Annotated in this window: 16 protein-coding genes; 10 read left to right on the forward strand and 6 right to left on the reverse strand. The window is 62.8% G+C overall.

Annotation, left to right across the window (positions count from 1 at the left end):
- Positions 1–108: 108 nt before the first annotated feature.
- From ACIPZC_RS07005 to ACIPZC_RS07030, 6 genes are all read left to right on the forward strand, one after another.
- Positions 109–615, forward strand: coding sequence for a MarR family winged helix-turn-helix transcriptional regulator (locus ACIPZC_RS07005; protein ID WP_241807190.1), 507 nt, complete (start codon positions 109–111; stop codon positions 613–615).
- Between the two features lie 25 nt (positions 616–640).
- A complete protein-coding gene (locus ACIPZC_RS07010) occupies positions 641–1,579 on the forward strand; it encodes a LysR family transcriptional regulator (protein ID WP_400625860.1) in 939 nt (312 codons plus the stop codon).
- A 152-nt stretch (positions 1,580–1,731) separates the two neighbouring features.
- On the forward strand, positions 1,732–2,640 hold the full coding sequence (locus ACIPZC_RS07015) for a TauD/TfdA family dioxygenase (protein ID WP_400625862.1): 909 nt from the start codon (positions 1,732–1,734) through the stop codon (positions 2,638–2,640).
- Positions 2,637–4,118, forward strand: a complete 1,482-nt coding sequence (locus ACIPZC_RS07020; protein WP_241807187.1) for an AMP-binding protein — start codon at positions 2,637–2,639, stop codon at positions 4,116–4,118. The genes ACIPZC_RS07015 and ACIPZC_RS07020 overlap by 4 nt, the downstream gene beginning before the upstream one ends.
- A gap of 16 nt (positions 4,119–4,134) precedes the next feature.
- Positions 4,135–4,734 carry a thermostable hemolysin gene (locus tag ACIPZC_RS07025; protein WP_241807186.1) on the forward strand — a complete coding sequence of 200 codons (600 nt, stop codon included), beginning with the start codon at positions 4,135–4,137 and terminating at the stop codon, positions 4,732–4,734.
- A 49-nt stretch (positions 4,735–4,783) separates the two neighbouring features.
- Positions 4,784–5,974, forward strand: coding sequence for a multidrug effflux MFS transporter (locus ACIPZC_RS07030; protein ID WP_400625864.1), 1,191 nt, complete (start codon positions 4,784–4,786; stop codon positions 5,972–5,974).
- A gap of 59 nt (positions 5,975–6,033) precedes the next feature.
- On the opposite strand, the gene ACIPZC_RS07035 is transcribed toward ACIPZC_RS07030, so the two are convergent.
- The 3 genes from ACIPZC_RS07035 to ACIPZC_RS07045 all read right to left on the reverse strand — a co-directional run bounded on the left by ACIPZC_RS07035 (position 6,034) and on the right by ACIPZC_RS07045 (position 12,429).
- Positions 6,034–6,987: an arsenic resistance protein gene (locus ACIPZC_RS07035; protein ID WP_400625868.1), complete on the reverse strand. Its 954-nt coding sequence runs from the start codon at positions 6,985–6,987 to the stop codon at positions 6,034–6,036.
- A 114-nt stretch (positions 6,988–7,101) separates the two neighbouring features.
- Entirely contained in the window at positions 7,102–8,355 is a 1,254-nt protein-coding gene (glyA, locus tag ACIPZC_RS07040; RefSeq protein ID WP_012316314.1) for a serine hydroxymethyltransferase, read from the reverse strand.
- 243 nt (positions 8,356–8,598) lie between these two features.
- Positions 8,599–12,429 (reverse strand): EAL domain-containing protein, encoded by a 3,831-nt coding sequence (locus tag ACIPZC_RS07045; RefSeq protein ID WP_400625879.1) that lies wholly within the window; start codon positions 12,427–12,429, stop codon positions 8,599–8,601.
- A gap of 258 nt (positions 12,430–12,687) precedes the next feature.
- Between ACIPZC_RS07045 and ACIPZC_RS07050 the strand changes: the two genes are divergently transcribed.
- From ACIPZC_RS07050 to gdhA, 3 genes are all read left to right on the forward strand, one after another.
- Positions 12,688–13,104, forward strand: coding sequence for a hypothetical protein (locus tag ACIPZC_RS07050; protein ID WP_400625881.1), 417 nt, complete (start codon positions 12,688–12,690; stop codon positions 13,102–13,104).
- Positions 13,105–13,403: 299 nt separating this feature from the next.
- Positions 13,404–15,071 carry an energy-dependent translational throttle protein EttA gene (gene ettA, locus ACIPZC_RS07055; protein WP_267818842.1) on the forward strand — a complete coding sequence of 556 codons (1,668 nt, stop codon included), beginning with the start codon at positions 13,404–13,406 and terminating at the stop codon, positions 15,069–15,071.
- Between the two features lie 242 nt (positions 15,072–15,313).
- A complete protein-coding gene (gene gdhA / locus ACIPZC_RS07060) occupies positions 15,314–16,654 on the forward strand; it encodes an NADP-specific glutamate dehydrogenase (RefSeq protein ID WP_400625883.1) in 1,341 nt (446 codons plus the stop codon).
- A gap of 271 nt (positions 16,655–16,925) precedes the next feature.
- On the opposite strand, the gene ACIPZC_RS07065 is transcribed toward gdhA, so the two are convergent.
- The 3 genes from ACIPZC_RS07065 to ACIPZC_RS07075 form a co-directional block, all read right to left on the reverse strand.
- Entirely contained in the window at positions 16,926–17,423 is a 498-nt protein-coding gene (locus tag ACIPZC_RS07065; RefSeq protein ID WP_400625885.1) for a GreA/GreB family elongation factor, read from the reverse strand.
- Between the two features lie 99 nt (positions 17,424–17,522).
- A complete protein-coding gene (locus ACIPZC_RS07070) occupies positions 17,523–19,376 on the reverse strand; it encodes a DUF4105 domain-containing protein (RefSeq protein ID WP_241806284.1) in 1,854 nt (617 codons plus the stop codon).
- 75 nt (positions 19,377–19,451) lie between these two features.
- Positions 19,452–19,940 carry a DUF3015 domain-containing protein gene (locus ACIPZC_RS07075; RefSeq protein WP_012316307.1) on the reverse strand — a complete coding sequence of 163 codons (489 nt, stop codon included), beginning with the start codon at positions 19,938–19,940 and terminating at the stop codon, positions 19,452–19,454.
- Between the two features lie 251 nt (positions 19,941–20,191).
- Between ACIPZC_RS07075 and ACIPZC_RS07080 the strand changes: the two genes are divergently transcribed.
- Positions 20,192–22,630 carry a Lon protease family protein gene (locus ACIPZC_RS07080; protein ID WP_267818835.1) on the forward strand — a complete coding sequence of 813 codons (2,439 nt, stop codon included), beginning with the start codon at positions 20,192–20,194 and terminating at the stop codon, positions 22,628–22,630.
- The last annotated feature ends 19 nt before the right edge of the window (positions 22,631–22,649 follow it).

Here is a 22,649-nt window from a genome sequence, read left to right on the forward strand (position 1 = left end):
CAGTCGTATCGTCAGCAAGATAGCTTAACGTTAAGATAGTTTAAAGGCGTCGGCGTTCAGGAGTTTGCACGGGTTAACAGTTGATCAATTGCCCGGTGAAGGACAGCTATGAACGATCATGTGGATTTCGTCGTCGCGCAGTGGGCGCAGGCGATGCCCTCGGTGGACGTCACATCCATGGAGATTTTCGGGCGCATGGCGCGCATCCAGAAGCACCTGGAGCGCATGCGTGCCGAAGCGTTGGCACAGTTCGGCTTCAAGGAAGGCGAGTTCGATGTGCTGGCGACGCTACGCAGGGCAGGGGCGCCGTACCGCCTGACGCCAACCGAGCTTTACCGCTCTTTGTTGATCACATCCGGGGCGATGACCAACCGGCTGGCCCGGCTGGAAAGCGCCGGCATGGTCGAGCGCGTTGCCGACGACCACGACAAGCGCAGCTACCAGGTGGCGCTGACGGCGGCAGGTAAGGTGTTGATCGAGAAGGCTCTGCTTACACATACTGAGATTCAGGAGCTGGTGCTGGCCCCTTTGAGTGCCAAGCAACGCGCAGGTTTTGCGCAGCTGTTGAAGCAGGTGCTCGCGTGTCTGCCTGGCGAAGGGGCGCCCAGCCAATGAACCGGAAAATTCAGGAGGAATTTTCATGCTGCACAGCAACTACCTCAAGCAGTTGGATCTGCAAGACATCGTGGTGTTTCTCAACCTGCTCGAGCTACGCAGCGCCAAGCGCACCGCCGAGCTGATGAGCGTCAGCCAGCCTACCGTCAGTTATTGCCTCAAGCGCCTGCGTGGCTGCTTCGATGACACGCTGTTTTCTTCTTCCCAGGGCGTGTTGCTGCCCACCACCAAGGCCGAGAAAATCGCGCCCTACCTGCGCGTGGTGGTGGAGTCGGTCAACCGCTGCGCGGAAGACGACAGCACGGTTTCGCCGCAGGCGGTGCGCAAGATCTGGAGGCTCTGCGCCCCGGAATATTTCGAGTTGTCATTCCTGCCCCAGGCCTTGGCGGTGTTGTCCCGCAACCACGGCAATACCTCGCTGCACCTGGACCGCCTGAGCCGCGACTTGCCAGTGGACCGGCTGATATCCGGCGAAATCGACATCGCCATCGGTTTTGGCCCGGGCTATCACCAGATGCACCCCGAGTTGCAATGGCAGCCGGTGCTCAATGACGACTTCGTGTGCCTGACCAGCCAGAACACGCTGGCCAACGAGGGGGCCATGAACCTCGATGAGTTCTGTGCATCGCCCCATGTGTTCCCTACGCCATGGATCTCGGAAAAGAACATGGTCGACAGCTGGTTGGATAAAGTCGGCCGTTCACGCAACGTGCTGGTGCGCGCCAACGGCTATCAGGCCTGCGTGAACATCGTTGCCGCGGTGCCTTGCACGTTGGCATTGCCGGCGCGCTTGTTGCCGCACCTGCGCATCGCCCCGCAAGTAAAAGTTTGCCAACCGCCGCTGGGCTTTCCCAGTTTTACGCTGGACATGATCTGGGCGCGCGATCGCAGTGACAGCAAGGATATTTCCAGCCTGCGCGCGTTGGTCGAACACGTGGCCGAAGCCTTGTTGACGGAACGGTGACACGGCCTATTTAAATTTTCGCAACGCCTTTAGATTTCTTAAAACCAGCAGCGTGCTCATTTCACTTACTGTGTGGTCATCGGGTAGCGGATGTCTACCTGACCCCACAGTTCACGGAGGAATGAGTCATGTTGGCGCAAGTTCAACCCTGGGTGTTCCCTTATTACCGGCAGCCGACCCCCTGTTACGGTTTTGAATGTGTAGTTGCTGTTGACCGTGATATGCGGGTCAGCGACGGTATCAAGGGTGCAACGCTTTACGAAGACCTGGCCCACAGCGGTGCGGTCATCTACCGCGATTTTGCAGATACCCTTGCAGACTTCAATGAGTTTGTCAGCGCACACTCGTCGCGCGTCACCTTTGACCCGGCACGCAAGGCAGCCACCTCCAACACCGCGGAAATCGAAGCGGGTGTGCACGAGATGGGCCTGCACCGCGAGAATGGCAACCTGCCGTTCAACCCTGATCTGCAGTGGTTCTATTGCCTGGAAGCGGCTTCGGTCGGGTCGCAAACTACCCTGTGCGATGGCCAACGGGTGTTGTTCGACTTGTCGGCTAAAACCAGAAAGTTATTTGAACAGCGCGATATTCGTTATGCCCGGCGTATTCCATGGCAGAACGTCAAACGCTTCCTCAGCATCGAACTTCAGTTACCGCTGGAGGCTATTACGGATGACCACCTGCAGCAGGTCAACGACCAAGTAGCGGGGCAAACTTACCGGCGCATCGATCAAAACCTTATTGCGTCAGAGTTGATTATTTCTGCTGTCGAAACCAGTTGCTTCAGCGGGCGCAAGGCCTTCTGCAATTCGATGCTGGGCCCTAGCGTCAATTACGAACCGCCGCGTATTACCTGGGCTGATGGCGAAGATATCGCCCTGGACATCTGGGATGAAATCAAGGAAGTGACCGAACGCAATACCTACAGCCACTTCTGGCAGAAAGGCGACATCGTGGTGATCGACAACACTCGCGTCATGCACGGCCGCCGCCGACTGGAAGACACTTCGCGGCGCATTTTCGGCGCCCAGAGCTACCGCATCGCAGGGACCAGCCAATGATCAGCAAAAAAATGCAGGACTACCTGGCGGCAACGCCCGACCGCATCGTCATCCGTGAAATGAATGGCCGCACCCATACGCTGCACGAACTGCGACGCGATGTGATGCGCCTGGCCAGTGCCCTTGAAGGGCGCGTGGGGCGCTGTGAACGCAAGGTCTTCGGTATCGCCATGCGCTCATGCTACGAGTGGGTCTATACGCTGCTGGCGATTCAGAAAGTCGGTGCAGTGTTGTTGCCGGTGCCTATCGAGTTCTCCGACGACCAGATCGGCAGCCTGCTGGGCAAGGCCGCCGCGGTGTTCGTCAGCGACGAGCAAACCGCCAGCCGGCTGCACGGCATCCTGCCGGGCAAGGCCTGCTTCATTCCTGGCCAGCTGATGAACCAGGCCATCGGCGAGGAGTGGCGCAACGAGGATGAGTTGATCCCGGAGGGCATCGTTTCGATCATCCATACCTCCGGCACCACCTCCAAACCCAAGGGGGTGATGATTCGCGACGAGGCCGTGGGGCTGCTGGTGGACAACGTCATGAAGCGCCTGCCACAGCAACCGCTGCACTACTTCTCGATCGTGCCGATGAGCTTGTTGATCGAACAAGTGCTCGGCGTGTTCATCCCGATTCTGTCGGGCGGTTCACTGACGTTGATGCCCGAGGGCGTGACCGAATATGGCGCGGCGAGCGGCAATGCCCGGCAGTACCTGGAGCTGATCGCACCCAACCAGCCCAACTTCCTGTACCTGCCGCCCAAGTTGCTTGAGGAAGCCAATGGGCTGCTTGAGCATTGCACGGTCGAGCAGCTGTTCGGCCCGCAACGGCCGCACATCATCACCGGCGGCGCGAAGATTCCGGCCACAGTGCTGGAGGCGCTGGACGCGCGCGGCGTGCAGGTGTTCGAGGCGTATGGCCTGAGCGAGAACTCATCGATCATCTCGCTGAACTCGCCCGCCGAGCGGCGCATTGGCTCGGCCGGCAAGTTGCTCGACGGTATCGAACCCAAGCTGGTCGATGGCGAACTACTGGTGCGCACGCCCACCCTGTGCGCGGGGTACTACAACGCTGACGATACCGCCTGCGACCTGTCCGACGGCTACTTGCATACCGGTGATATCGCCGAATTTCGCGACGGTTACCTCTACATCACCGGGCGCAAGAAACACGTGATCATCCTTTCCACGGCGCGCAACATCTCGCCGGAATGGGTGGAGAACGTCTACAAGGAGAGCCCGCTGGTGGACGACATGATCGTCATGGGGGAGGGCAGGGACGAGCCCTGCGCCATCGTGCTCAGTGCTGCGGGTGCGGAGCGCGTACGCAGCGAAATGGCCCGCCTGGAACATCGCCTTGCCGATTTCGCCCGGGTTCGCCAGGTGCGCGTCATCGAGGATATCGCCCTGTTCCGCGAGCAGTTCTACACCGTGACCGGGCGCCCGCGGCGCGCGGAAATCGAAGCCCGCTTCATCGACCAGCTGTACGCCTGAGTACGAGGGAGCCAGCATGTACATCGTGCGTAATTTCTATAAAGGCCGGCCCGGTTACCGATGCCTGCAAGAGGCGGTGCGGGCGCACTACCTCAAGCACTACCAGGCAACGCCAGAACCTGAGCCCGATCTGTTCGTATGCCTGACCGACCCCAATGGTGGCGCACCAGGCTATGCCTGTGCCGGCATCAGTTACGGTGATTCCGGCAAGCTCTTCAGTGAGTACTACCTGGATCAGGGGCTGGATGAGCGCTATGGGCTGGACCGCGCCCGTATCGCCGAAGTGGGCGCCTTCGCTTCATTTCGCAGTGGCAGCGGTGCAGGCAAATACCTGCTCAACAATGTCATCAAGACCTTGGCGCTGCGCAACTTCGGCCTGGTGGTGCTGACCGCTACCGAACAGGTGCGCCAGTTGCTGGCGCCGATCGTCGACAACCTCGACGACCTGGGCGGTGCGGACAGGGGGCGGGTAAGAGACCCAGGCGTCAATTGGGGCTCCTATTACGACCACAGGCCGCGGGTGGTGGTGTCGCGTTTGTCATCGCCCAGCATCTGGATGAGTGCACCTGCACCCGGCCTCGCCCATCCCCATTTCGCCAATCAGGCATCTGCCTGACCTGATCACCATGCCGGGCATCACTGTGCCCGGTGTGCTGGAGGTAAACATGAACGCGACCAAGCGTTACGAGAATTTCATTGTGTTCCTGGCGCCGCTGATCAACAGCGTTGGCGGCATCGCCATCGACCTCTATGCGCCCAGCATTCCTTCCATCGGCCGGGAACTGTCGGCCAGCCCTGCATTGATGCAGAACACCATCACCATCACGCTCCTGTTCTATGCGATCGGCCAGCTGTTCTTCGGGGTCATGGCCGATGCCCGCGGGCGCAAGCCGGCGGTTCAGTTGGGCCTTTTGGTGTTCCTCGGCGGCAGCGTGCTGGCAACGGTTGCCAGCTCGATAGAAATGCTGCTGCTGGCCCGAGCGCTGCAAGGGTTCGCTATCGGCGCTTGCCAGGTGGTCGCGCGGGCTTTGCTGGTGGACGTCGTCAAGGGGCCTCGCTTCTATGTGGCGATCATCTACCTGAGCCTGGCCTTTGGCCTGGGCCCGGTCATCGCGCCCTACGTGGGTGGGCTGATCGAAGTGCATCTGGGATGGCGCTACAACTTCGTGCTCTATGCGGTATACGCGGTGATCGTGCTGGCCTTCGTGCTGGCGGGGCTCAAGGAGTCGCTGGGGGTGACGGGCAGGCGCAGTGCACTGCAGACCATCGCAGGCTACCGCTGCATCCTGGCCGACAGTCGCTTTCGTTCATCGGTCGTCGTGCTCGGTTCCAGTTTCTCTGCCTTCTTGCTGTGGAACGTGTTCGGGCCGCACATCGTCCAGGAGCGCCTCGGGCACAGCGCTCAGTACTTTGGCACCACGGCGCTTGCCGTAGGCAGTTGCTACCTGGTGGGGACCTTGGTCAACCGCGCGCTGGTCCGTCATGTCAACGCGCATGCCTTGATGTGGGCCGGGATGGCGCTGTTCCTGCTCGGTGTGGCGGTGATCGCGGCGATGCCGGGCGGCTTGAACCTGGTGAGTATCCTGGGTGGCATCATGCTGGTCGCATTCGGCCAAGGTTTCATCTTCTCCAATGCCATGGCCCGTTCCATGTCCCTGTTCCCGGACCGGGCAGGGGTGGCGGCAAGCTTGCAGGGCTGCTTGATGCTGGTGTTCGGCTCCCTTGCCTCGGGCATCGTCAGTGCCTTGCCGCTGGCATCCAACCTGGCCATCGCCGGCGTGTTCCTGGTGCTGTGGCTGGTATCGCTGTCGGGCATGCTGAGCGTGCGGATGCAACAGCAGGCGTCGGTGGCCTGAAGCCACGCAGTGCCGGGTGGGTTGGCTGGCGGGGCGGTGCAACGCCCCGCCATGCGCTGTCAGCGGATCAGGGCGGGGACCGCCCTTACGTAAATCAACTCACTGATCAGCTCGATCACTGTTTGCGTGATCACCGCCGCGGCCGCCAGCGTGCGCATGTCTTCGGGCAATGCGAGCGCCAGCGGCAACACCACCAGCGAATTGCGCGTGGCGCTGCTGAACGTTACCGAGCGGGCCTCGGCCACCGGCAAACGCAGCAGCCGCGCCGAGGCAAACCCCAGTACCGGGGCCAGCACCATGAAGCCGATGTACACCGGGATCACCGGGAGCAGGCGGTCGAAATCGTGCACCACCACGGCGATCTGCGAGCCGATCACAGCCACCAGCACCAGTGCCATCGCCGGCACCGGCATCCACGCCCAGGCGTCATTCCACACCGAAACGCTACGTGACTGGCGTGCTGCGGCCGAGGTGAGCACCGCCAGGATCAGCGGCAGCACGATCAGCAGCGCGAACGCCTCCACGAATGGCGTGATGGAAATCGCCACGTCGCCGCCGTCGCCCAGCATCACCGCCAGGTACACCGGCAACAACAGCAGTTGCACCAGTAACAACAAGGGGGTGGCGGCGAGGGTGAGGCGCGAGTCGCCTTTGCCGATGTGGGTGAACACCACCACGTAGTCGATGCAGGGCGTGAGCAGCACCAGCAGGGCGCCGATGAGGATGGCCGGGTGCTCGCCCAGGCCTCGGGTGGCGGCCCACACCAATAGCGGCACGAGGATGAAGTTGGCCAGCAGCAGCGCGGCCATGAAGCGGCGGTTGCCCAGGCCTTGGCGCAGGTCCAGGAAGGGGATTTGCAGGAACATCGCGTACATCAGCACGGCAATGGCCGGGGTGACCAGTGCTTGCAGGTGGCGCGCGGTGTCGGTGGCCAGCAGGCCGAAGGCTGCGGCGGCGAGTACGGCAGCGAAATACAGCGCAATTTGATGGGTTTCGAGTTGCTCTCTGGTCAAGGCGGCGTCCTGGCGTTCGCGGTGGTGTGAGGTTGGCTTGCAAGGGCAAAGCTTGCCCAGGCATGAAAAAGCCCGGCACGAGGGCCGGGCTTTCTCACATCAGGCTGCTGCCAATCAGTTGCCGTACACCGGCAGCTTCTTGCAGATGGCCTTGACCTTTTCACGTACGGCGTCGATGACGGCGTCGTTGTTCAGGTCTGCGAGGATGTCGCAGATCCAGCCGGCCAGTTCTTTACACTCGGCTTCTTTGAAGCCGCGGGTGGTGACGGCTGGGGTGCCGAAACGCAGGCCCGAGGTCACGAACGGGGAACGTGGGTCGTTAGGGACCGAGTTCTTGTTGACGGTGATGAAGGCTTTGCCCAGGGCAGCGTCAGCATCCTTACCGGAGATTTCCTGCTTGATCAGCGACAGCAGGAACAGGTGGTTCTGGGTGCCGCCGGAAACGACGTCGAAACCACGCTCGATGAACACACTGGCCATGGCCTGGGCGTTCTTCACCACTTGCTGCTGGTAAGCCTTGAACTCAGGCTGCAGGGCTTCCTTGAAGCAGATGGCCTTGGCCGCGATGACGTGCTCCAGCGGGCCGCCCTGGGCGCCCGGGAAGACGGCGGAGTTCAGCTTCTTCTCGATGTCGGCGTTGGCACGGGCCAGGATCAGGCCGCCACGCGGGCCGCGCAGGGTCTTGTGGGTGGTGGTGGTGACCACGTCGGCGAACGGTACCGGGTTCGGGTACACGCCAGCGGCAACCAAGCCGGCAACGTGGGCCATGTCGACGAACAGGTAGGCACCTACTTTGTCGGCGATGGCGCGGAAGCGCGGGAAGTCCAGGACCTGCGAGTAGGCCGAGAAACCGGCAACGATCATTTTCGGCTTGTGCTCGACGGCCAGGCGCTCGACTTCGTCGTAGTCGATCAGGCCGTTGGCGTCGATGCCGTACTGGATGGCGTTGTACAGCTTGCCCGAGGAGCTTACCGAGGCACCGTGGGTCAGGTGGCCACCGTGGGCCAGGCTCATGCCCAGGATGGTGTCACCGGCCGACAGCAGGGCCAGGTAGACAGCGGCGTTGGCCTGGGAGCCGGCGTGCGGCTGAACGTTGGCGTAGTCGGCGCCGAACAGCTCCTTGGCGCGGTCGATGGCCAGTTGCTCGACCACGTCGACGTACTCGCAACCACCGTAGTAACGCTTGCCCGGGTAGCCTTCGGCGTACTTGTTGGTCAGGACCGAACCCTGGGCTTCCATGACGGCTGGGCTGGTGTAGTTTTCCGAAGCGATCAGCTCGATATGCTCTTCCTGGCGCAGAGCTTCTTGCTGCATGGCTTCGAAGAGCTCGGCGTCGTACTTGGCAATGGTCAAATCACGGCTGAACATAACGGTCCTCAAGGATCGGGCTGAATTGGGGGGGCATTCTAACCGATTGATTCGCGCCTGGCATATGAAGTGGCATCAAGTCGCGGACCAATGGCTTTCATGTTGCATCCCGCGCCCTGCCTGGGCTGGATGCGGGCGGGAGTTGACCTTGGGGTCCGCTTTTCGGGGCCGCATTGTGGCGGTTCCGCTGCCCGTTCCCTGCAGGGGCCTGCTTGCCGGCGATGAGGCCGGTGCCGGCAACCCTCACTGGAACATGAACAGCGTCTCGTTGCTGAACTGCGCCTCGAACTGGCTGGCCGGCATCGGCCGCCCGAACAGGTAGCCCTGCACCTCGTCACAGCCATGCTCACGCAGGAACTCCAGTTGCTCGTGGGTCTCGACGCCCTCGGCGATCACTGCCAGGTTCAGGCTGTGCGCCATGGCGATGATCGCCCGGGCGATCTGCGCGTCCTGCTCGCCCTCGGGCAGGCCGTCGACGAAGGTGCGGTCGATCTTCAGCACGTCGATGGGGAACTGCTTGAGGTAGTTGAGCGACGAGTAGCCGGTGCCGAAGTCGTCCACCGCAATGCTCAGGCCCAGTACCTTCAGGCTGTCGAGTATCTGCATCGCTTCGTTCACATCGCGCATCAGGATGCTTTCGGTCAGCTCCAGCTCCAGGCACGCAGGCGGCAGGCCGGTTTCATCGAGGATGGTGGCGATGCGCTTGCCCAGTTGGCCGTCGGAGAACTGCCGGGCCGAGATGTTCACCGAGACCTTCGGCACGCGCACCTTGGCCTTGTGCCAGGCCTTGAGCTGGCGGCTGGCCTCGCGCAGCACCCAGTCGCCGACATCCACCACCAGCCCCAGCTCCTCGATCACCGGGATGAAGTCGCCCGGCGGCACCAGGCCGCGCGTCGGGTGGCGCCAGCGCAGCAGTGCCTCGGCACCGGTCAGGCGCTTGCCGTCGCCGCTGAACTGCGGCTGGTAGTAGAGGATGAACTCGTTCTGCTCCAGGGCATGGCGCAGGTCGCTTTCCAGCTCCAGGCGCTCCAGGGCGCTGGCGTTCATCTCGGCCTGGTAGAACTGGAAGTTGTTCTTGCCGCGCTCTTTGGCGTGGTACATGGCGGTGTCGGCGTTCTTCATCAGTTGGCTCAGTTCGCCGCCGTCCTGCGGGCTGAGGGCGATGCCGATACTGGCGGTGACAAAGAACTCGCGCCCCTCGAGCACGAACGGCCGCACCAGGCTGGCGAGGATGTTCTCGGCCACATGGATGGCGCGGTTGAGCGCCGTTTCGCGGGTGGCGCGCGATTGCAGCAGCAGGGTGAATTCATCACCGCCCATGCGCGCCACGGTGTCGTCATCGTCGACGCAGGCCAGCAGGCGCAGAGCCATGTCCTTGAGCATGCGATCGCCCGCAGCGTGGCCCAGGGAGTCGTTGATCGGCTTGAAACGGTCCAGGTCGAGGAACATCAGTACCACCCACGATTTCTGCCGCTCAGCTTGTTGCAGGGCGGTGTGCAGGCGGTCCTGGAACAGCGTACGGTTGGGCAGGTGGGTCAGGGCGTCGTAGTAGGCCAGGCGATGAATGCGCTGTTCGCTGGCCTTGCGCTCGCTGATGTCAGTGAAGAAGCACACGTAGCTGGCCAGGTCGCCTTCGTCATCGAGCACCGCGGTTATACCGACCCAGGCCGGGTAGTGCTCGCCACTGCGGCGCTTGAGCCACACTTCGCCTTCCCAGCTGCCGCGTTGGTGCAGCTGTTTGAGGACGTAGCGCAGGTGGCCTTCCTGCTGGTCGTCGACCGTCAGCATGCTGGGCAACTGGTCGAGCACATCGCTGACCGAATACCCGCTGACCCGGCTGAACGCTTCGTTGGCCTGCACGATGTAGCCGGCCGGGTCGGTGATGAGGATGGCCGAAGTTGAGTGTTCGAACACCGTGGCGGCCATGCGCAGGTCTTTTTCCGCCCGGCGTTGCTGGCTGATGTCGCGGCCCACGCCCAGCACACCCTCGAAGCGCTCGCAGTCGTCCCACACCAGCACCAGGCGCAGCTCGATGGGGATCTTGCGGCCATCGGCGCGCAGGCAGTCGAACAAGAACAGCTGGTTGGGCAGGTGCTGGCGCAGATGTGCCAACTGTTCCCGGTCGCCCATGGCCTTGCTGACCCGTTCCATCAGGCTGTAGATGCCGGTGAGCTGGGACGGGTTGGCGACGATGGACTGCCAGCCGTTTTCAAAGATCCAGTCGGTGTTGTAGCCCAGCACTGCCTGCACCGATGGGCTGACGTAGTTGAGCTGCAGCTTGCTGTCGGTGGAGAAGATCACGTCGCTGATGCTCTCGGCGAGCATGCGGTAGCGCTGTTCGCTGTCGCGTAGCGACTGGCTGGCCTCGATCTGCACGGTGACGTCCTTGCCCACACCGATGATGCGGGTAACCTGGCCATCGCTGTCGCGGGTCAGCACTTGTTCACGGATGTCGTAGCAGCGCCAACCGCCGTCGCGGTGGCGGAAGCGCAATTGGCAATGCAGCGACTGGCCGTGGCCGTTGTCGCGTTGCTGCTGGCGCAGCGCCTGGTAGTGCGCCGCATCTTCAGGATGCAGCAGCAGCTCCCAGAACCGTTCGCCCATCTGCGCCAGCTCGGTGCGGTCGTAGCCCAAGGTCTCGCCGAGGTGGCGGTTGCTGAAGATCATCCGTTGGCTGAGTATGTCCTGCACGTACAACTGGTCGGGCACGGTACGCACCACGTCCGACCAGAAGCTTTCGCGCTCCAGCAGCGACAGCTCCACCTGCTTGCGGCTGGTGATGTCGCTGATGCTCAGGATCACCGCCTGGTAGTCGCGGCGCTGTTCCGGCAGCCGCGCCATCAGCCACAGGTGCAGCTCACCCCCCAGCGGGGCGGGCAGGCGTACTTCGAGTTCGAGCAGCGGGCGCTGTGCGATCAGCGCATCGATCAGCTGCATGCCGACGCTGGCACGGCCGTCGCCGCTGCCCTCGATCAACCGTTGCCAGGCCCCTTCGTGGGAGTCGACGTTGAGCAGGTGGCGCGCCACCTGATTGATTTCGGTGATCTTCAGCTCCTGCAGCAGCGAGCGGCGCAGGCTGGCGTCCAGCGCCAGGCTCTGCTTGAGCGCGGCGAGGTTGCGCAGGTGGTAACGGTCAAGCTGGCCGGGCAAGCTGGAGAGGTCGAGCACGCACAGGGCTACGCCGGTGCCCTCGAAAATTTCCTGGTAGCGCCGGCGGTCATCCTGCAGGGCGCGCTGGCGGCGGCGCATATTGATCAGTGCCAGCACCGGCAGCAGGGCACAGAACAGCGCCAGCAGGCACTTGCCCAGCAGTGCCGGCAACAGTTTCTGCTGGGCAAGGCCTGCATCGAACAGGCCACGCAGCTGCCAGACACTGTTGTCGATGAACACCAGCATCACGCTTTGCAGGGGCTGGTCGCTGGTCTGCGTTGGCGCGTGGCGTTCCAGCACCTCGCCGCTGCGGCTGTTCTCCAGCAGCCACAGAGGGTGCCCGGGGCCGTCCAGGTGCTGGGTCAGGGTGCGGTAAAAATCGTTGGACAGCCGCAGCAGCCAGTAGCCGCGACCCTGCTCGGCGGCCTGGCGCAACAGCAGGTAGACGGTGCGGTTGTCCGCCGAGTTGGCGAAGAAATAAGGCCGGCCCTGGTTCAGCGCGAACAGCTCGTCAATCTGCGCATGGTCGGGGCTGCCGGCCAGGCTGTCGCTCAGTAGCCGCCCGCTGTGGTCAAGCCAGGCCAGGTCGCGCAGGTTTGGCAGGCGCTCGCGCAGCGTGTCGAGCAGGCTGGGCAGGGCGGCAGGCGTCGGCGCTTTGGCATACGGCTGCACCACATTCAGCGCCTGCTGGGCCTTGAGCGCCATGTTCAGGCCCAGGTGGTCTGCCAGTTCGACGCTTGCGTCCAGGTGCTGCTGGCGCTGTTCGGCCTGGGTGTGGCGGAACTGCGAGAACATTTGCCAAAGCAGCAACGCCAGCAGCAGCAGGGCCAGCAGGGCCAATGCACCTTTGACCGAGCCACGCACCGAAGTGGCTGGGGCCGGTGTAACGGTGCGCGGCGAGGACGGATGATTGAGATTGGTCAAGCGTTGGTCCTGCTATTGGGCTGGCGACGGCAGGGATTGATATGCACGGTGGATACCGGTGCCTGGGCGACCGGACCGTGGTGGCGCACTATAAGGCCGTATACCCGAAACGGGCTAGCATGCCTGTCATTATGGCAAAGTGCCAGTCCTGCTGTCGGGTGCCGACGGTCGTGGTGGCACCTGCCCGTTCGGCAATGCCCGGCTTGCTGTGCGAGAATGCCGGCCGCTTCAATGACAACGCATCGGAGATGTTCGGTTTTGGTTACTCACTTTTCCACCAATGGCCTCGATTCCGCCTGTGGGCGCAGCAGTCAGACCCTTGTCAGCACTGCCGTGACCGAGGATGTATCCTGCAAGTCGTGCCAGCGTTCGCTGGTCAAACCTGAGGCTTCGGCTTCGAAAACCAAGGCGCCGTCGCTGGCCGAGCTGCGCAAGACCGCCAAGGCGGCTGCAGCACCGGCTGAGATTGAGGCGGCGGCCAAGCCTGCCACCAAGGTCGTCAGCAAAACACCGGCTAGCCAGCCTGCCGTGCAGCCGGCCAAGGTTGCCGAGCAGCCTGCCCGCAGCGGTGGCTTCAGCGTCAAATCCGCCTGGGCCGCGCGCCTGGCCGGGCAGGGCGACCGTTGCCGGCTGCCGCGGGGCACGCGTGGCAAGGCCAAACAGCGTCACGTCTGATTTTTGTGTGGTCAGTGCCGGCCTTATCGCCGGCAAGCCGGCTCCCACTGGGGTAAGTGTGCCCTCGGGGCTTTGGGGCGCCTGGGGAGCAGCTGTCTAACGCCATTTCCAGAAGCTAACGCTATCCCTGTGTGCCGGCGTGCCGGCGATGGGCCGCACCATCCGACCACCCTGTGCAACGCCGCGTGTTGGCGTAGAATGGTCGACTTTGTTAAATGACACCCTGTAAACACATCCGCCTGGCCACCTGGCCGGGGCAATCGTCGATGTCTTTACCTATCTGATTAGAGGGCTTGGTTTTGGCTCAATACGTCTACACCATGCATCGGCTGAGCAAGGTCGTGCCGCCGAAGCGGGAAATTCTCAAGAACATTTCCCTGTCGTTCTTCCCGGGCGCCAAGATCGGCGTACTCGGCCTGAACGGCGCGGGTAAATCGACCCTGCTGCGGATCATGGCGGGCGTCGACAAGGAATTCGACGGCGAAGCCCGTCCGATGCCCGACATCAACGTCGGCTACCTGCCCCAGGAGCCGCAGCTGGACCCGAGCAAAACCGTACGCGAAGTGGTCGAAGAAGCGGTCAGCGTGATCAAGGACGCCCAGGCCCGCCTGGACGAGGTCTACGCCGCCTACGCCGAACCTGACGCCGACTTCGACAAGCTCGCCGCCGAGCAGGCCAAGCTCGAATCCATCCTGCAGGCTGCCGACGGCCACAACCTCGAACGCCAGCTCGACGTCGCCGCCGATGCCCTGCGCCTGCCGGCCTGGGATGCGCGCATCGAACACCTGTCCGGTGGTGAGAAGCGTCGTGTGGCCCTGTGCCGTCTGCTGCTGTCGGCCCCCGACATGCTGCTGCTCGACGAACCCACCAACCACCTGGACGCCGACTCGGTGGCCTGGCTGGAGCGCTTCCTGCACGACTTCCCAGGCACCGTGGTAGCGATTACCCACGACCGTTACTTCCTGGATAACGTCGCCGGCTGGATCCTCGAACTGGACCGCGGCGCCGGCATCCCGTACGAAGGCAACTACTCGGGCTGGCTGGAAGCCAAGTCGGACCGTCTGGCGCAGGAATCCAAGCAGCAGAGCGCCCACGAGAAGGCCATGAAAGAGGAACTGGAGTGGGTGCGCAAAGGCGCCAAGGCCCGCCAGTCCAAATCCAAGGCACGTCTGCAGCGCTTTGAAGAAATGCAGTCGCAGGAATTCCAGAAGCGCAGCGAAACCAACGAGATCTACATCCCGGCCGGCCCGCGCCTGGGCGACAAGGTCATCGAATTCAAGAACGTGTCCAAAGGCTATGGCGACCGCGTGCTGATCGACAACCTGTCGTTCGCCATGCCTAAAGGTGCCATCGTCGGCGTGATCGGTGGTAACGGTGCCGGTAAGTCGACCCTGTTCCGCATGCTGATGGGCAAGGAACAGCCAGACTCGGGCAGCATCGAGATCGGCGAAACCGTGCAGCTGGCCTGTGTGGACCAGAGCCGCGAAGACCTCGACGGTGCCAAGACTGTGTTCCAGCAGGTCTCCGATGGTTCCGACATGATCCGCATCGGCAACTACGAGATCCCGTCGCGTACCTACGTTGGCCGTTTCAACTTCAAGGGCGGCGACCAGCAGAAGTTCGTCAAGGACCTCTCCGGTGGTGAGCGCGGCCGCTTGCACCTGGCCCTTACCTTGAAAGAGGGCGGCAACGTGCTGCTGCTCGACGAACCGTCCAACGACCTGGACGTCGAGACCCTGCGTTCGCTGGAGGAAGCCCTGCTGGACTTCCCGGGCGCCGCGATCGTGATTTCCCACGACCGTTGGTTCCTGGACCGTGTGGCTACCCACATCCTGGCGTACGAGGACGACTCGAACGTGGTGTTCTTCGAGGGTAACTACACCGAGTACGAAGCTGACCGCAAGAAGCGCCTGGGCGATGCCGCTGCCCAGCCGCACCGGGTACGGCACAAGAAACTGGCCCAGTAAGCCGGTTTCCGATGCACAAGAATGGGGCCCTCAGCGGCCCCATTTTTGTGCCTGGCATACAGTGGTATTGCCGCGAAAAGGGCTATTTTGCCACCGTAGAGCGACATGCTTTGTATACAGTTATATAAAACGCACCAAATAATTTCATAAAAACGACATTTTGCCCTGTTCCAGTGCAATTGCTTCTTGGTACATTCCAGAAAAACCAATAAGTCCAATCCCTCTTGGTGAGATGTCTGCCCATGATCGAATCTGTCGACCATTTCCTCGAGCGCCTGAAGCAGCGCGACCCGGCCCAGCCCGAATTCCACCAGGCGGTGGAAGAAGTGCTGCGCAGCCTCTGGCCGTTCCTGGAAGCCAACCCACACTACCTGCAGGCCGGCATCCTCGAGCGCATGGTCGAACCTGAGCGTGCGGTGTTGTTCCGCGTATCGTGGGTCGATGACCAGGGCAAGGTTCAGGTCAACCGCGGCTACCGCATCCAGATGAGCAGCGCCATCGGCCCCTACAAGGGCGGCCTGCGTTTCCACCCTTCGGTCAACCTGGGTGTGCTCAAGTTCCTGGCCTTCGAGCAGGTATTCAAGAACTCCCTCACCTCGTTGCCCATGGGCGGCGGCAAGGGCGGCTCGGACTTCGACCCCAAGGGCAAGAGCGACGCCGAAGTGATGCGCTTCTGCCAGGCCTTCATGAGCGAGCTGTACCGGCATATCGGCGCCGACCTGGACGTGCCCGCCGGTGACATCGGTGTGGGCGCCCGCGAAATCGGCTTCATGTTCGGCCAATACAAGCGTCTGGCCAACCAGTTCACGTCGGTGCTGACCGGCAAGGGCATGACCTACGGTGGCAGCCTGATTCGCCCTGAAGCCACCGGCTACGGCTGCGTTTACTTCGCCGAAGAAATGCTCAAGCGTCAGGGCCTGCGTATCGATGGTCGTCGTGTGGCGATTTCCGGTTCCGGTAACGTTGCCCAGTACGCCGCGCGCAAGGTCATGGACCTGGGTGGCAAGGTGATCTCGCTGTCCGATTCCGAAGGCACTTTGTACGCCGAAGCCGGGCTGACCGACGCCCAGTGGGAGGCTGTGATGGCGCTGAAAAACGTCAAGCGTGGCCGCATCAGCGAACTGGCCGATCAGTTCGGCCTGGAGTTCCGCAAAGGGCAGACGCCATGGAGCCTGCCATGCGACATCGCCCTGCCGTGTGCCACGCAGAACGAACTGGGCAGCGAAGACGCCCGCACCCTGCTGCGCAACGGCTGCATCTGCGTGGCGGAGGGCGCCAACATGCCGACCACGCTGGAGGCTGTGGATATCTTCCTGGAGGCTGGCATCCTGTACGCACCGGGCAAGGCATCCAACGCCGGCGGTGTGGCTGTGTCGGGCCTGGAGATGTCGCAGAACGCCATGCGCCTGCTGTGGACTGCCGGGGAAGTGGACAGCAAGCTGCACCACATCATGCAGTCGATTCACCATGCTTGCGTGCACTACGGTGAAGAGGCCGATGGCACGGTCAACTACGTGAAGGGCGCCAACATTGCCGGCTTCGTCAAAGTCGCTGACGCCATGCTGGCCCAGGGCGTGGTCTGATTTGAAAGACTGGGGCTGCGTTGCAGCCCATCGCCGGCAAGCCGGCTCCCACCTCGACCGCGCAGTTCTTCAGGCCTGCGCTTTACCCGTGGTAGCACTCGTCTTGCTCAACTTCTAAAAGCCGGCGCAATCCATGGAGCAACTGTCTTGCCCAACTTCTAAAAGCTGGCGCAATCCATGGAGCAACTGTCTTGCTCAACATCTAAAAGCCGGCGCGATACCTGTGGGAGCCGGCTTGCCGGCGAATGGGCCGGGCACCGGCCCCTTGGTTTCAGGCCTCAGTCACAATATCCATCACCTCGATCACCTGATCCCCCGCCGGCCGCCGCCACATCACTTCATCCCCTGGCCCTGCGCCCAGCAACGCCCGCCCCAGCGGTGACCCCCAATTGATCAAGCCCCGGCTGGCATCGGCTTCATCCTCTCCCACCAGTTGCACGGTCTGTTCCTGCCCTTGTTCATCGGCAAAGCGCACCCGGCTGCCAATCTGCACCTTGTTGGTCGAGGTAGCAGCGGGTACCACCTGGGCGCTCTGCACCCTGGCGCTGAAATAACGCAAGTCACGCTCAGCGTCTGCCAGGCGTTGCTTGTCACCCTGTTCGCCCAAGGCCTGCAGTTCGGCACGCAAGGCATTGAGTTCGGCCAGGCGCTGCTGCAGCTGGCGCATGCCACTGGCAGTGACGTAGTTGGGCTGGTCGCTGACGTGCCGTTCCACCGGCTGGTCGGCCTGGGCGGCGGCTTGGTCTTCGTTGACGAATGCGCGGCTCATAGGGGCCTCCTTTTGCTCGAAACAGCGTCAGAGAGTTGGTAGGTTCACGTTGGCCTCAAGGGCCCCATCGCCGGCTTGCCGGCGATGGGGCCAGTGCAGTCAGTAGTGGTACCACTTCAGCTCCAGCATCACCTCATTCTGGGCTGTAGCCAAGTGGCTGAACGCCCGCGAAGCACTCAGCCTCAACCCCAGGTTCTGGCTGATCTCCCACTGCTGGTTCAGGCTCACACTGCGCCGCACCTCGCCATTGGTGAAGTAATCGCCTTTGGCTTCCAGTGTCATATTGCCCAGCCCGTTGCGCCACAGCAGCCCGCCATTGAACCCCGCCGCTGGGGCGATGAACTGGGCGAAGTCGTTATGGTGCTCGACCCGCACAGTGCCCAAGGCGAAGCCCAGCAGCCCGTCGGCCAATTGCCAGGTGCCGCCGGCACCGCCGTTGACATGGCTCACCAGCACTTCATCGTCATGTTTGCCCGGCACCCGCTCCAGGCCACCGGCGACCTGCCACGACCAGGGTTTGAGCAGTTCGTTGCGAGGGGTCAGCGAGCGAATCGTGGCCAGATCCAGGCGTTGCACCTGCCAGTCGTTGCCTTCGTACTGGCGCACCTTGAGTTGCAGGATTTCGATCTGCGCGCCAAGCGGGAAGCCGTAGGCATTGTCGTTCAGGTCGTGATACGCCATGCGCAGCCCGTATTCGGCGTAGGCGCGGTCTTCCCGGGTGCCGACGCCAAGCTGCCAGGTGCGGGAGTCGTGGCCGTCCTCGGGCAGGCCGGGGCGTTCGATCTGCAGGGGCGGTGGTGGGTTGCGGTTGATCGCCCGCAACAGCTCGAAGCTACGCCGTGCCTGGCCGGGGTCGCGCTCCTGGCCGTTGGCCCGGTAACGCTCCAGGCGGTAAGCGGCGTCCTGCACCAGGGCCTGGCGCTCGCGGGGCAGGGCGGTGAAGGCCGGGCTCTGCAGCTGCGCCGTGTCGGCACTGACGGCCAGCACCTGGCGTTTCTCATCCAGGCCCAGCGGTTCGGCCCGGGCCAGCAGTTCCCGCTCACGCGAGGGCCGGTAAGTCTCGCTGGCGACCATGCCCGACTGTTTCACCGCCTTGACCGTGTCGGTGGGGATTGCGGTCAGCGGGAACTGCGAGGTCAGGTCCAGGCCCGGCCGCGCCACCTGCAGCAGTTCCAGCAGGCGGTAGGAGCAGTTTTCGTCGAAGAAGAAATAATCGAACTGGACCTGCTTGAGTTCCCACACATGCTCGACCATGCGCCCGGTTTCTTCTGGCGTCAGGTCCAGCTGGTACTCCCACAGGTCACGGTTTTCCAGGCTGCGGTATTCGGACAGTTTTTCCTGGTAGGGCATCAGGGCGAACAGCCCGGGATAGCCGCCCATCAGGCCCTTCCAGGCATACAGGATGCTGTTGTCGCTGCCTTCGATGTAGGCGCCGAAGTTGATGGCATAACTCAGCAGCGTGGTGTCGTCGCTGCGGGTATTGGACTGGTCGATGCGCAGCAGGGTATGGCCGAACATCGACGACGGGCTGTTCAGGTAGGCCGCCGGGAAGATCAGCGCCGCGCTGTGCGGGTCGACCGATTCGTACCAGGTCTTGAACTCCTGGCAATCCGGCTGCGGCAAACCTTGCAGGCCCAGTTGCTCCTTCAGCCAGCGGGTGCGGGCGGGGAACACACATTGGGCATGCTTGTCGCCCAGGCTGGCCGGGGCATACAGCGCCTGTACCGTGGCCCGCAGTTCCTGGTCCGGGTGGTGCGCGCCGTCCTCGGCGAGGAAGAATTTGCGGTCGTCGACATAGCTGCGCCAGCCGCCGAGTTTGGCGGTTTCGTAGTGGCCCAGGGCAATCCAGTAAGGGGTATTGGCCAATTGCTGGAGACGGCCTTCATCCAGCGCAGGCGCGGCATGAACAGGGGCGCAGGCACACAGCGCCAGGTAAGCGAGGCGTTTGAGCATGTCGGGCAACTACTTCTTAACGATGCCGATAAAAAGGCGAAAACCCGCCCCGGGAGGGGGCGGGAGCAGCTGCGCTTAGGCCTCGGTAGCGTACTTGGCCAGGCGTGGGTCGTTCTTCAGAACGGCCAGGGTGTTGCTGTGGACAGTTTCAGCATTTACGTCGGCGCTGCTGAAGATCTGGTTGAAGTGCTGGTGGGTGACCGAGTTGAAGTAACCGCGGTCTTCCGGCGCTACACCCAGTACCACCGCGTAGGTGGTGAGTGCTTCGCCTTGGCCCATGGCCATGTCTTCGGACAGTTCGTTCATCATGCCATTCATGGCGAACCAGGACTTGCCGCCATAGGTCAGCGAGGCCTTGGTGGAGCAGCCGTTGGTGCCGGAGGTCATGCCGAAGGTAGCGTTACCGGATGTACCGTTGGTGGTGGAGGCCAGGAAGTGAGCCGGCGTGCCGCGCTGGCCTTCGAACAGCATGTTGCCCCAGCCGCAGTTCGGGCCGCCCGGCGCTTCGGCCATGGCATTGAGCGAGACTACGGTGAACAGAGTACCCAGAAGAATCCGTTTCATAGCATTTGTTCTCTATTTGTCTTAACCAAGGGTCAGGGTTGCTGGCAACTCGGTTGCCAGGTCGGGAAAGCTTTTCACCCACCCGCGCAGCTTGGAGTTTAGGCACGATCTAAAGGTTGCGTCGTTGATTGCGAAAAATTTGCTTGGGTCGCTTATCGATACTGCGACATAAAGTCCCGCTGAGCCTTGCAAGGCGCGCGCGGGCGGCGCCAGAATGCTGCGTATCTGCCCCGCCGAAGTAAGGAAACCCAATGCCCGATCCTGTCGCTGCGCGCCTGCGTCTCGCGCCTGAAGCTTTGACCAGGCGTTTTTCTCCTGAGCAGTTTGCCTTTGCCAATACCGACGATCTGGAACCGTTTCGCGGAGTCCTGGGCCAGGAACGTGCTGTCGAGGCCCTGCAGTTTGGGGTGGCCATGCCACGCCCCGGTTACAACGTATACGTGATGGGCGAGCCCGGTACCGGGCGCTTCTCGTTCGTCAAGCGCTACCTCAAGGCCGAGGGCAAGCGCCAACAGACCCCTGCCGATTGGGTCTACGTCAACCACTTCGATGACACCCGCGAGCCGCGGGCACTGGAGCTGCCGTCGGGCAGCGCCGCCGCGTTCATCAGCGACATGGGCGGCCTGATCGACAACCTGCTGGCGACGTTCCCGGCGGTATTCGAACACCCGTCGTATCAGCAGAAGAAGGGCGCCATCGACCGTGCCTTCAACCAGCGCTACGACCGTGCGCTGGATGTCATCGAGCGCGCCTCGCTGGAAAAGGACGTGGCCCTGTACCGTGACGCCAGCAATGTCGCCTTCACCCCGATGGCCGACGGCAAGGCACTGGACGAAGCCGAGTTCGCCCAGCTGCCGGAAGAAGTCCGCGAGCAGTTCCACGAGGACATCGCCTACCTCGAGGAGCGCCTCAACGAAGAGCTGGCCAGCCTGCCACAGTGGAAGCGCGAGTCGAACAACCACCTGCGCCAGCTCAACGAAGAAACCATCACCTTGGCTTTGCAGCCTTTGCTGGCGCCGCTGTCGGAAAAGTACGCCGAGAACGCCGCAGTGTGTGCCTACCTGCAATCGGTGCAGCTGAACCTGCTGCGTACCGTGGTCGAGCAACTGGTCGATGACAGCAAGACCGACGCTGTCGCGCGCAAGCTGCTCGAAGAGCAGTACGCCCCGAGCCTTGTGGTCGGCCATCACGCCGTCGGTGGCGCGCCTGTGGTGTTCGAGCCGCACCCGACCTATGACAACCTGTTCGGGCGGATCGAATACAGCACCGACCAGGGGGCGCTGTACACCTCCTACCGCCAGCTGCGCCCGGGCGCGCTGCACCGTGCCAACGGTGGGTTCCTGATTCTCGAAGCGGAGAAGATGCTCGGCGAGCCGTTCGTCTGGGATGCGCTCAAGCGTGCCCTGCAGTCACGCAAGTTGAAGATGGAGTCGCCGATCGGTGAACTCGGCCGCGTCGCCAGCGTCAGCCTGCAGCCGCAGATGATCCCGCTCAACGTCAAGCTGGTGATCATCGGTTCGCGTCAGCTGTACTACGCCTTGCAGGACCATGACCCGGACTTCCAGGAGATGTTCCGGGTGCTGGTGGACTTCGACGAAGACATGCCGATGGTCGATGAAAACCTCGAGCAGTTCGCCCAGCTGTTGCGCACCCGTACCAACGAGGAGGGCATGGCGCCGCTGACCAGCGATGCGGTCGCTCGCCTGGCCACCTACAGCGCGCGTCTGGCGGAAAACCAGTCGCGCCTGTCGGCGCGTATCGGTGACCTGTTCCAGCTGGTCAGCGAGGCCGACTTCATCCGCCAGCTGGCCAGTGACGACATGACCGATGCCGGGCACATCGAGCGTGCGCTCAAGGCCAAGGCCACCCGCACCGGGCGCGTTTCGCAGCGGGTGCTCGACGACATGCTGGCAGGCATCATCCTGATCGACACCGAAGGCGCCGCTATCGGCAAGTGCAACGGCCTGACCGTGCTGGAGGTGGGTGATTCGGCCTTCGGCATGCCGGCGCGCATTTCCGCCACCGTCTACCCGGGCGGCAGCGGCATCGTCGACATCGAGCGTGAGGTCAACCTGGGCCAGCCGATCCACTCCAAGGGGGTCATGATCCTCACCGGTTACCTGGGCAGCCGCTACGCCCAGGAATTCCCCTTGGCGATTTCCGCGAGCATTGCCCTGGAGCAGTCCTACGGTTATGTGGACGGTGACAGCGCCTCGTTGGGCGAGGCGTGCACGCTGATCTCGGCATTGTCGCGCACCCCGCTCAAGCAGTGCTTCGCGATCACCGGCTCGATCAACCAGTTCGGTGAAGTGCAGGCAGTGGGTGGGGTCAACGAGAAGATCGAAGGCTTCTTCCGCCTGTGTGAGGCCCGTGGCCTGACGGGCGAGCAGGGGGTGATCATCCCGCGTGCCAACGTTGCCACGCTGATGCTCGATGAGCGTGTGCTGCAGGCGGTCGAGAATGGCGTGTTCCACGTCTATGCGGTCAGCCAGGCTGACGAGGCGCTGAGCCTGCTGGTGGGTGAGGACGCCGGGGAGCTGGACGAGCAGGGGCAGTTCACCGAAGGCAGCGTCAACGCCCGGGTGGTCGAGCGCTTGCGCGAGATCGCCGAAATGGTCAGCGAGGAGGATATCGAGAAGGCGGAAAAGGAACGCCTGGAAGAGGTGATTGCCCAGGCCAAGCCAGCCTGAGTCAATAAATCGGCGCTGG

The sequence above is a fragment of the Pseudomonas sp. NPDC089743 genome (genome assembly GCF_044748785.1).
Taxonomy (GTDB): Bacteria; Pseudomonadota; Gammaproteobacteria; order Pseudomonadales; family Pseudomonadaceae; genus Aquipseudomonas; species Aquipseudomonas putida_X.

Bases quoted from the DNA above. Each gene is read 5' to 3' on its own strand.
- ACIPZC_RS07005 (WP_241807190.1), top strand. From the start codon at position 109: ATGAACGATCATGTGGATTTCGTCGTCGCGCAGTGGGCGCAGGCGATG.
- ACIPZC_RS07010 (WP_400625860.1), top strand. From the start codon at position 641: ATGCTGCACAGCAACTACCTCAAGCAGTTGGATCTGCAAGACATCGTG.
- ACIPZC_RS07020 (WP_241807187.1), top strand. From the start codon at position 2,637: ATGATCAGCAAAAAAATGCAGGACTACCTGGCGGCAACGCCCGACCGC.
- ACIPZC_RS07025 (WP_241807186.1), top strand. From the start codon at position 4,135: ATGTACATCGTGCGTAATTTCTATAAAGGCCGGCCCGGTTACCGATGC.
- ACIPZC_RS07030 (WP_400625864.1), top strand. From the start codon at position 4,784: ATGAACGCGACCAAGCGTTACGAGAATTTCATTGTGTTCCTGGCGCCG.
- glyA (WP_012316314.1), bottom strand. From the start codon at position 8,355: ATGTTCAGCCGTGATTTGACCATTGCCAAGTACGACGCCGAGCTCTTC.
- gdhA (WP_400625883.1), top strand. From the start codon at position 15,314: ATGATCGAATCTGTCGACCATTTCCTCGAGCGCCTGAAGCAGCGCGAC.
- ACIPZC_RS07065 (WP_400625885.1), bottom strand. From the start codon at position 17,423: ATGAGCCGCGCATTCGTCAACGAAGACCAAGCCGCCGCCCAGGCCGAC.
- ACIPZC_RS07070 (WP_241806284.1), bottom strand. From the start codon at position 19,376: ATGCTCAAACGCCTCGCTTACCTGGCGCTGTGTGCCTGCGCCCCTGTT.
- ACIPZC_RS07075 (WP_012316307.1), bottom strand. From the start codon at position 19,940: ATGAAACGGATTCTTCTGGGTACTCTGTTCACCGTAGTCTCGCTCAAT.
- ACIPZC_RS07080 (WP_267818835.1), top strand. From the start codon at position 20,192: ATGCCCGATCCTGTCGCTGCGCGCCTGCGTCTCGCGCCTGAAGCTTTG.